11 protein-coding genes, 1 tRNA gene and 1 other RNA gene are annotated in these 8,753 nt (G+C 41.2%); 9 read left to right on the top strand and 4 right to left on the bottom strand.

Features of this window, described 5'->3' with window-relative positions:
• Together AAF462_07210 and AAF462_07205 are read right to left on the bottom strand one after the other, a co-directional pair.
• Positions 1-398 (bottom strand): NUDIX hydrolase (locus AAF462_07210; GenBank protein ID MEM7008904.1); only part of this gene is annotated, 398 nt, incomplete at its 3' end.
• Positions 399-420: 22 nt separating this feature from the next.
• A complete protein-coding gene (locus AAF462_07205; protein MEM7008903.1) occupies positions 421-1,170 on the bottom strand; it encodes an enoyl-CoA hydratase/isomerase family protein in 750 nt (249 codons plus the stop codon).
• A gap of 134 nt (positions 1,171-1,304) precedes the next feature.
• On the opposite strand from AAF462_07205, the gene AAF462_07200 reads away from it, so the two are divergent.
• From AAF462_07200 to AAF462_07165, 8 genes are all read left to right on the top strand, one after another.
• Positions 1,305-1,691, top strand: coding sequence for a cytochrome c (locus AAF462_07200; protein MEM7008902.1), 387 nt, complete (start codon positions 1,305-1,307; stop codon positions 1,689-1,691).
• 22 nt (positions 1,692-1,713) lie between these two features.
• Positions 1,714-1,911, top strand: coding sequence for a hypothetical protein (locus AAF462_07195; protein ID MEM7008901.1), 198 nt, complete (start codon positions 1,714-1,716; stop codon positions 1,909-1,911).
• Positions 1,912-2,015: 104 nt separating this feature from the next.
• Positions 2,016-2,107: transfer RNA gene (locus tag AAF462_07190), tRNA-Ser, on the top strand.
• A gap of 96 nt (positions 2,108-2,203) precedes the next feature.
• Positions 2,204-2,301, top strand: an RNA gene (gene ffs, locus AAF462_07185) — signal recognition particle sRNA small type.
• 18 nt (positions 2,302-2,319) lie between these two features.
• Positions 2,320-4,002 (top strand): DNA polymerase III subunit gamma/tau, encoded by a 1,683-nt coding sequence (dnaX, locus tag AAF462_07180; GenBank protein ID MEM7008900.1) that lies wholly within the window; start codon positions 2,320-2,322, stop codon positions 4,000-4,002.
• Positions 4,003-4,006: 4 nt separating this feature from the next.
• On the top strand, positions 4,007-4,336 hold the full coding sequence (locus AAF462_07175; GenBank protein ID MEM7008899.1) for a YbaB/EbfC family nucleoid-associated protein: 330 nt from the start codon (positions 4,007-4,009) through the stop codon (positions 4,334-4,336).
• A 3-nt stretch (positions 4,337-4,339) separates the two neighbouring features.
• Complete coding sequence (recR, locus tag AAF462_07170; protein ID MEM7008898.1) at positions 4,340-4,945, top strand: recombination mediator RecR; 606 nt, start codon at positions 4,340-4,342, stop codon at positions 4,943-4,945.
• Between the two features lie 14 nt (positions 4,946-4,959).
• Entirely contained in the window at positions 4,960-5,406 is a 447-nt protein-coding gene (locus tag AAF462_07165) for a MaoC family dehydratase (GenBank protein ID MEM7008897.1), read from the top strand.
• A 74-nt stretch (positions 5,407-5,480) separates the two neighbouring features.
• On the opposite strand, the gene AAF462_07160 is transcribed toward AAF462_07165, so the two are convergent.
• Entirely contained in the window at positions 5,481-6,881 is a 1,401-nt protein-coding gene (locus tag AAF462_07160) for an IPTL-CTERM sorting domain-containing protein (protein ID MEM7008896.1), read from the bottom strand.
• 215 nt (positions 6,882-7,096) lie between these two features.
• Between AAF462_07160 and gloA the strand changes: the two genes are divergently transcribed.
• Entirely contained in the window at positions 7,097-7,480 is a 384-nt protein-coding gene (gloA, locus tag AAF462_07155) for a lactoylglutathione lyase (protein ID MEM7008895.1), read from the top strand.
• A 3-nt stretch (positions 7,481-7,483) separates the two neighbouring features.
• Here the strand turns inward: gloA and AAF462_07150 are convergent.
• Positions 7,484-8,753, bottom strand: a 1,270-nt coding sequence (locus AAF462_07150) for a replication-associated recombination protein A (GenBank protein ID MEM7008894.1), incomplete at its 5' end; no start/stop codon positions are given.

Below are 8,753 nucleotides of genomic sequence, written 5' to 3'. Positions count from 1 at the left end.
GAGACCTTCTTGCAGTTTGTAGCCAAAAACATAAAGCACCTGTTATTCTGCATGGCCGGGTTTGGGTGAACAACCCCTATTTGTACCCAGTTCTCCCCGGCATACCCTGTTTCTTCAAGGAGCTCTCTTTTTGCAGTTTGTAGAGGCTCCTCCCCAGGGTCAACCATTCCGCCTGGAATTTCCACTGTTACCGAGTCTGTTCCATGGCGATACTGCTCTATCAAAACAATTTCGTTTTCCTCTGTGAGCGCTACAACATTTATCCAATCAGGAGCTTCGACTACAAAAAAATCATGATCGTCTCCAGTAATGGGTGACCTGCTCTTATCTTTACGTACATTGAAAATTTTGTTGGACTGAAGAACTTCTGAATTAATTACGCTCCATTTTTTAATCATAGAGACTCCCCTGATTTGTTAATTAGCGGATTTCAATATTAGCAAGCTGCTCTCGTGTAGATTCAGAGTACCAGATATCTACAAACTCAGAAATTGATCGGGCCTCGTCACTTTCTATTCGGTCTAAAGCATCTGACTTTAGTAGTTGTTTAATGCTGGCAAAAGCGCGCAAATCCTTATTTGCAAAGATTGAACTAACTTCAGAGACCTTATCTTCAAACTGCTCTTCTCCATAGATCTCATCCACCAAACCAAGCTCCTGAGCTTCTTCGGCTGATAACATAGTTCCCGAGTAGATAATATTTTCTGAATTTCTCGGACCTGCTGCATATTTTAGGGGCTCTGTCACAGATGAGAAAAGTGTCGAACCAAAAGTCATCTCGTTAAGCGCAATTCTGGGTTTACCTGATTGCATTATTCTCCGGTCGCATGCAACAGCTAACACGCACCCACCTGCGACAGCATGACCATTTATGGCTGCAATCACCGGTTTTGGAAACATAAAAATGTTTTTAACTAGCTCAGAATATTTTGTTACATAACTCTCAAAAGAATCCTTTGGATAAGACATAAACCCCGGCACATCAAAACCAAAAGAAAAGAAACTCCCCTGCCCTGTCAAAACCACTGATTTAATATTACTGTTTTCTGCAATCTCTTTTAGTGAATACGTGAGATCGTCAACGACAGCATCGTTAAGCGCATTTACCTTGTTTCTGATTATTTTCACAGTAGCTATTTTCTCATTTATATCGGTATGAATAAAGCTCATTTAAAACTCCATAAATCTTTATTAATCATTATCGCACTCAGCACTAAATTCTTCAAGGAATATTACTATACAAACCCAAGAATACAGTTACAATTAGGATTAGGCTAAGTTATTTATATATTGGAGGTACTAAATTGAGTAAAGTTATTAGGGTTGTCCTTGCATCATTCATGGTGCTGGGGCTAATTACGTATAATGGTGTTGCAGAGGAAAAAGGTAATGCAGCAGAGGGCAAAACGCAGTATGATAATATTTGCGCATCATGTCATGGCGCAACAGGTAAGGGTGATGGAATAGCATCAGCAGCTCTAGATCCAAAGCCCCGAGATTTAAGCGACGCATCCTATGTGTCCACCCTAAGCAATGAACATCTGTTTAAGGTAATTAATGAAGGCGGCGCCGCAGTTGGCCTTTCACCTATGATGGCTGCATGGGGCGGAGTTTTGTCAGAGCCACAGATATGGGATGTTATTGCCTACATTCACAAAGATATTTGCAAGTGTGAGTATAAAGGCGAGTAAATATCTTTAACGGGAAAAAGAGATGAATAAATCCGCAAGGAATTATATTAAGATATTTGGGTTATTGTTAATTTTAATTTGTGTATTTTCAACTGGCTGCTCCTGGTTAAGTCCAGGGTCCGCAGAGGATCCTGGTGAAGCAGTTGGCGCCCCTACGATGCCTGAGAACATAAGAGAAGGCTATGAAGAAGGCGCCCAATATCCAGAGGAAGAATATTAGATTAGACAAAATTTCCTACTAAAGGGCTTTAATTATTAAAATTAGCCTTTTTTGAACAATTCCATCTAAATGTTAAAATCTTTGTCTTAATTTTCGGATACAAAGGAGAGGTGACCGAGTGGCCGAAGGTGCACGCCTGGAAAGCGTGTAGGGGGTTCACGCTCCCTCGAGGGTTCGAATCCCTCCCTCTCCGCCACATAATATAAGGGATCATAATAGCTTGTAATTAGAGTATACGCCCTCATATTGTATAATATGTATTTGCGATTTAATTGAGAAATAAAATTCCAGTTGGTCAGGCCCGTACGGCTTGAGATTGTGAAACCCGCCAGGCCTGGAAGGGAGCAACGGTAGCAAACCCTCTAGTGCGTTGCGGATACCTGGCTAACTGGTAAAAAAAGGTGAAAGATGTCCTACGTTGTTCTGGCAAGAAAGTGGAGACCACAGACTTTTGATGACCTAATAGGCCAGGACTATATTACGCAAACCCTCAAAAACGCTATTTCTACTGGCAAAATAGCACATGCTTTTGTATTTTCTGGCCCCAGAGGAGTGGGGAAAACATCCACCGCCAGAATATTGGCTAAAGCAGTTAACTGTGCGGACGGACCTACTGCTGCACCTTGCCCTGATTGCACTATTTGCAAAGAGATATCAGAGGGGAAATCTCTTGATGTAATGGAAATTGATGCCGCTTCTCACACCGGCGTAAATGACGTTAGGGAGATAATTGAGAACATAAAATATCTTCCCACATCAGGGAAAAATAAGATCTACATAATTGATGAAGCTCATATGCTCTCACAGTCAGCATTCAATGCACTGCTTAAAACTTTAGAAGAACCTCCGCCCCATGTGCTATTCATTCTTGCTACCACTGAGGTGCATAAAATACCGGTTACGATTTTATCCAGATGCCAAAGATATGACTTCAAAAAAGTATCTGTAGATAAAATAAAAGAACAACTCACTGCAATTACTAAAAAAGAAAAAATTAAAGTAGAAGACGAAACTCTATATGTAATTGCCCAGGAAGCTGACGGCAGTCTTCGAGACTCACTTAGTCTCATGGACCAGCTAATCGCTACCTTCGGCAGTGACATCAAGCATGAGGATGCTCTTAATATTTTAGGAATTTTGGATCGCCATCTAGTGAAATCTGCTCTTGAAGGAGTTATACAAAAAGACCCAAAACACTGCATAGATGTTTTAAATCAGGCAATTGACAAAGGAATAAGCCCAAAGCGGTTTGCAGAGGATCTTCTGGGCACATTGCGTTATGCTCTTTTAATTAAGACCTGTGGGAAGGATGCGATAACCGATCTCTCTGATGAAGATAAATTAGCTCTTCAAGAGCTTCTTAATAATGTGAGCATTGAAACGCTAGAGGCGCTATTTAATATAATGCTCGAGGGCGCAGAGAATATACAAAGGTCTTTCTACCCTCAGATGAGTCTTGAGCTCATGCTTATTAAACTCTCAAGCTTAGAAGACATTACTCCTATTAGGGAGATTATTGAAAAACTTGATAATATGAGTGGCGGGGCGCCTTCTTCAGTAAAAAAAAGCCCTAAAAGCTTTGATGAGGCCCAGCCTAGCTACAAATCGGCCCCTTCAACTAGCAAAGCTCCAACGAAAACGAAGGCTAAGCCCAAGATTGATAGTCAGCCAACAGAGACCAATAATCAAGCAGCCAATGGCAAGAATTCGGAAATCAAGACAACTCAGGAATTTATTCAATACGTTAAATCCAATAAACCTGTAATTGGCAGGAGGCTTGAGCAAGTAGTGGAATTGGTATCTGATAGTTCAACACTAAAAATTGTATGTGAAAAAGGGTCTGCAGCTCTAGATTATTTAAAAAGAAAAGAATCTCAAACAACTCTTCTTGCTCTTGTTAAAGACTTTTTCTCTGATGACGTAGAACTTCGGATACAAGAAATCGGAGCACAAGCAAAAAACGATATAAACAGCAAAATTGAAAAAAAGGCACAGAAAAAAGAAAGAATCAAAAATGACCCCATCCTACAAGAAGCATTAGATGTTTTTGGAGGCAGGGTCATTAACATCAAACCAAATAATAAGGAGTGAAGATATGAAATTAGGCGGCGGTGGTAACATGAAGAACTTAATCAAGCAGGCCAATCAGATGAAGGAGAAGATGGAAAAGCTCCAAGCCGAGGCCGGCGAGAAAACACTAGAAGCAACCTCTGGCGGCGGGATGGTCACAGTAGTTGCCAAGGCTAAGGGAGAGATTGTATCTATTAAAATAGAGCCTGAAATAGTTCAGGACGATGATATCGATATGCTTCAGGATTTGATCACTGCAGCAGTTAACGAAGCGCTTAACCGTGGTCAAGAACTTATGCAGGAAGAGGTATCAAAAGCTGCCGGCGGAATGGGTCTTCCACCCGGACTGCTCTAAGAGATGAAGACAAGAGGACTTCCAGAATCTATATCTAGGCTTATCGGTGAGCTTGCTAAGCTACCGGGCATAGGAGAGAAAAACGCCACAAGACTTGCGTTTCACATCTTCAGATCACCCAAAGTATATTCTGAGAACCTGGCCCAGGCCATAGTTGACGCAAAAACCAAAGTTGTACTGTGCGAAAAGTGCTTTAATTTCAGCTCTAAATCACCATGTGATATATGCACCGACACACAGAGGGATAATAGTGTAATATGCATTGTCGAAGAGCCTCTTGATCTGCTTGCAATAGAAAAGAGTAAAGAATTTAGAGGTCAATATCACGTACTTCATGGAGTCATTTCTCCTATGGAAGGTGTGGGGCCAGAGGAACTTAAAATATCAGAGCTTATTTCAAGACTAGAAGAAGAAGGCGTCAAAGAGGTGATAGTTGCTACAAATCCTAGCGTTGAAGGAGAGGCAACGGCCCTTTATCTCTCTAGACTAATAAAGCCCTTAGGGATTGAAGTAAGCCGTATTGCGCACGGCGTTCCGATGGGCGGAGATATTGAGTACATTGATGAAATAACGCTTGGAAAAGCCATAAGGGACAGGAAATTTATTTAAAGCTGGAGGAGAAAATGGTACGAATCGGAAGAGCATTTAACGAGCTTAAAATTGGTGACATTTTATCCGAGAAAATAACCATTACAGAGACACACGTCGTAAGATCTGCCGGACTATTTAATGATTACAATGCACTACATACAAACGAATTAGACATGCAAAATGCAAGATTCGGAAAACGAATTGTGCACGGAGCCTTAATGTTTAGCCTTATGGTAGGAGTGTACAGCAAAGTTTTTCATGACACCGATATATCAACAGTAGAGGCCTCTATAAAATTTACAGCACCCGTATATATAGATGATACTGTCACAATGGAATGGACAATCACTGAGCTTGATGAGAAGCCAAAATTAAACGGTGGTCTAGTTACACTGGCAGGCGAAGTAAGGAACACTCAGGATACTGTGCAAGCCTCTCTTACAGCAAAAATTCTTGTAGGTAATGAAACAATTTTTTAGCCAAATAAAAATCCCCCTTAGACTGTGAGCCAAGAGGGATTCATCTCTTCTTTATCACTAAATTATTTTCTGAACTATTTGTCTGAAACTGCAGACTTTCTTCTAAGATAAAGTCCTCCGATAACCAATAAAACGAATGATAGCGATATGAGTCCCCACTGGCTCAAGGTTGGAACTGGCGCCTCTAAGCGGTATATGAATTGTGAGTAAAATGTGCTTTGATTTGTTTGACCCCAAGCGACCGTATCTCCTGATTCTAATCTTTCCGAAAATATCGGGGCGCACATATTTGTCATAGCTGCAGGGCCAAAGTTGGAATTTGTAGTTGGAGGCTGGTTTTGAGATAAGATTATTCTAGGTCCACCGCCAAATGGTTCGCCAAAATCAACATCTACCCTTCCGCCAATCCACGTAAACGCGGCATCTGTGCCGTTAGGATTGTCTGGTGTAGGACTGCATCCGAATCCATAGAAAACATCAAAATCAGGATCATCAGCAATCATATGAACCTTAGGATCTTCGCCTCCCGGCTCGCCAAAGTCCTTTTGGAATGTTACCAGTTTAACCTGCTGGTCTCTTTTGTTCCTATAAATTACAGCTTCTCCTTCATCTGTAGAAACTCCACATGAATCACCTAGGCCCGCGAACTGTATATCGTTATCAAATTCTTTAGTCACCCCTGTTTGTGTATCTGTGACTCGGATTGAAACATCTACATTTGTGAGTGAACCATAGAAAACCCAGAACCTATCACGAGCAATAGGGTTCATAGCTGCAATAGGTCCGCCGTTGAGTGCGCAAAGAATTTCATCAACACTATCGGGGTTTAAGAACCAAAACTCCCCACCGTCATCAGAACAATAAATGTCAAATCTGTTATGTGTAATGTTGCATCCGCCGATACAAGGGTCAGCATTACTAAAAAACCCAAGCGGCTCTCTTGGTGCAACAGTGGATTCGCCATAATCATCAAACTCATTAAAATTAGCATTTACCTTAAATCTGTCAGCCTCTAGCAGACAGTTATTATCAGGTCTTACTCTAAGAGCGGTGAGCTCGCCTCCACCCCCAGGGTTTGGGTTACCGTTATTAATGAAGCTCCCTATCATCGTACCGCCTGCCATAGTGAGCATATTTCTTGCCATACCGAAGACATTAGGAATTGTTGGAAACAGTATTTGCTGAACTATATTAGGATCCAATTGGTCAATAGCATATATAGCAAGGTTGTTAGGATCTTCCAGATTTAGGCTAACATATACATCATGGGTTGTTTGAAATCCTGTCTGACACTGATCATTTTGCTCAATACAGCTGCCGCCCATAATTTCTAAAGGCGTTTTAGGGTCTATATTAACACCATTTGGGAATCTGTAGTCCCCTACTCTTCCTTCTTCAACATCCGCCTGGGAAAAAGAAGTAAAATATAAAACTAAGGCTATTAATATAATTAGATTTTGTATTATTACCTTCATACCTCATCCTCCTTGATCATTAGTTATTTCATTCGTTAATTATAATATAAATGCACAGACAAGATCAAGGATCTTAATACTCATATATCGAAATCGTGTTATTTGTGTCAGGGGAAGAGTTAGATCATGAATCAAAAGAAAATTCTTTGACATCATAAAAGTGCTGTGCTAGTTTGTGAGTAGTTGGTAAAAGAGAAGCTAACCAGGAGGCGCAAATGAAGTTCTTACACACTATGATAAGGGTTGGAGATTTAGATAAATCGATTAAATTTTACACTGAAGTTCTCGGCCTCACACACCACAGGCAAACTGAATATCCTGATGGAGAGTTTACGCTTGCGTTTTTGGGATACGGCGGAGATACAGAGCCATTTCTAGAGCTCACACATAACTGGGGCACGGACAGTTATGATCTTGGTAACGGCTATGGTCATATGGCATTTGGTGTTGAAGATATTTATGCTTCGTGTGAGAAAATTGAGGAGTTAGGAGGCAAGGTTATTCGTCCCCCAGGTCCGATGAAACATGGCAAAACAGTGATTGCATTTATTGAAGACCCTGACAGCTATAAAGTTGAGTTGATTGAAAGAAAGAACTAGTGTCTAATCTTTTTTTTGCCGCTTTTTCCATTTTTTATCCAGATATTTTTTAAGTGCGGCCTCCCTGCCTATCTCTGTAGGGTCATAGAATATACTGTTTTTTATTTCCTCAGGTAAAAAGTCCTGCTCTATAAAATGCTCGTCATAGTCATGAGAATATTTGTAGTGCTTACCGTAACCAATGTCTTTCATAAGCTGAGTCGGCGCGTTTCGCAAATGAAATGGGATTTTCAGATTCGGCTGGCTCTGTAGCTCTTTTGTAGCCTCACCAATCGCTTTATATGAGGCGTTACTCTTTGGACAGCTTGCTAGATAAGTCGTAGCTTGAGCAAGAATTATTGCCGCCTCAGGCATCCCAACATAATCTACAGCGGTAAACGCGGATGTAGCTAATGTTAGAGAGTATGGCTCAGCGTTTCCTATATCTTCTGAGGCCAGAACAATCAATCTTCGGGCAATAAACTTAGGATCCTCTCCGGCTTCGAGCATTCGGGCAAGATAGTAAACAGCCGCATCTGGATCGCTTCCCCTTACGCTTTTAATATATGCAGAGATTGTATTGTAGTGTTCTTCCCCTGCCCTGTCATATCTATAGTGATGTGTCTGATATGCTTCCCTAATTGTATCGCGGCTAATAATTGATTCTCTAAGATCTGATATATCTACAGCAACCTCAAGGGCATTTAACATTATGCGGGCGTCCCCTCCGCTTTGTCGAACAAGTTCCTCTTTTGCCTCAGGACTTATTGCAGCTTCACCAATTAAATCATCTCCGCTCAATGCACTATCTAGAATTTTTCCCAAATCCTGCTCTGATAGAGCCTCAAGCACATATACTCTACACCTCGATAACAGAGGCGAGATAACTTCAAAAGAAGGATTTTCAGTGGTGGCGCCAATCAATACTAAAGTTCCGTTTTCTACGCTTTTTAGAAGAGCTGCCTGCTGTGATTTATTAAACCGGTGGATCTCATCAATAAACAAAACAGTCCTCTTGCCCATTCGAAGTGTGTCTTCAGCTTCTGAGATAATCGCTCTTAGTTCTTTTACACCTGATGAAATTGCATTTATTTGTACGAACTCTGCGTCTATTTTGGTTGCTAGCAGTCTAGCAAGAGTAGTTTTTCCAGTTCCTGGAGGGCCCCAGAATATCATTGAGCGCAAGTTACTTGTGCCCAGCATTTTAGTTATTACGCCGTCTGGACCAAGAAGGTGAGCTTGGCCTACAAAGTCCTCAAAGACTGTTGGGCGCATTCTCTCCGCAAGAGGCTTT

It is taken from the genome of Thermodesulfobacteriota bacterium (assembly GCA_039028315.1).
Lineage (GTDB): Bacteria > Desulfobacterota_D > UBA1144 > Nemesobacterales > UBA2774 > CR02bin9.
Note: the sequence above shows the minus strand (reverse complement) of the source record. Positions and strands in the feature narration are given on the sequence as shown.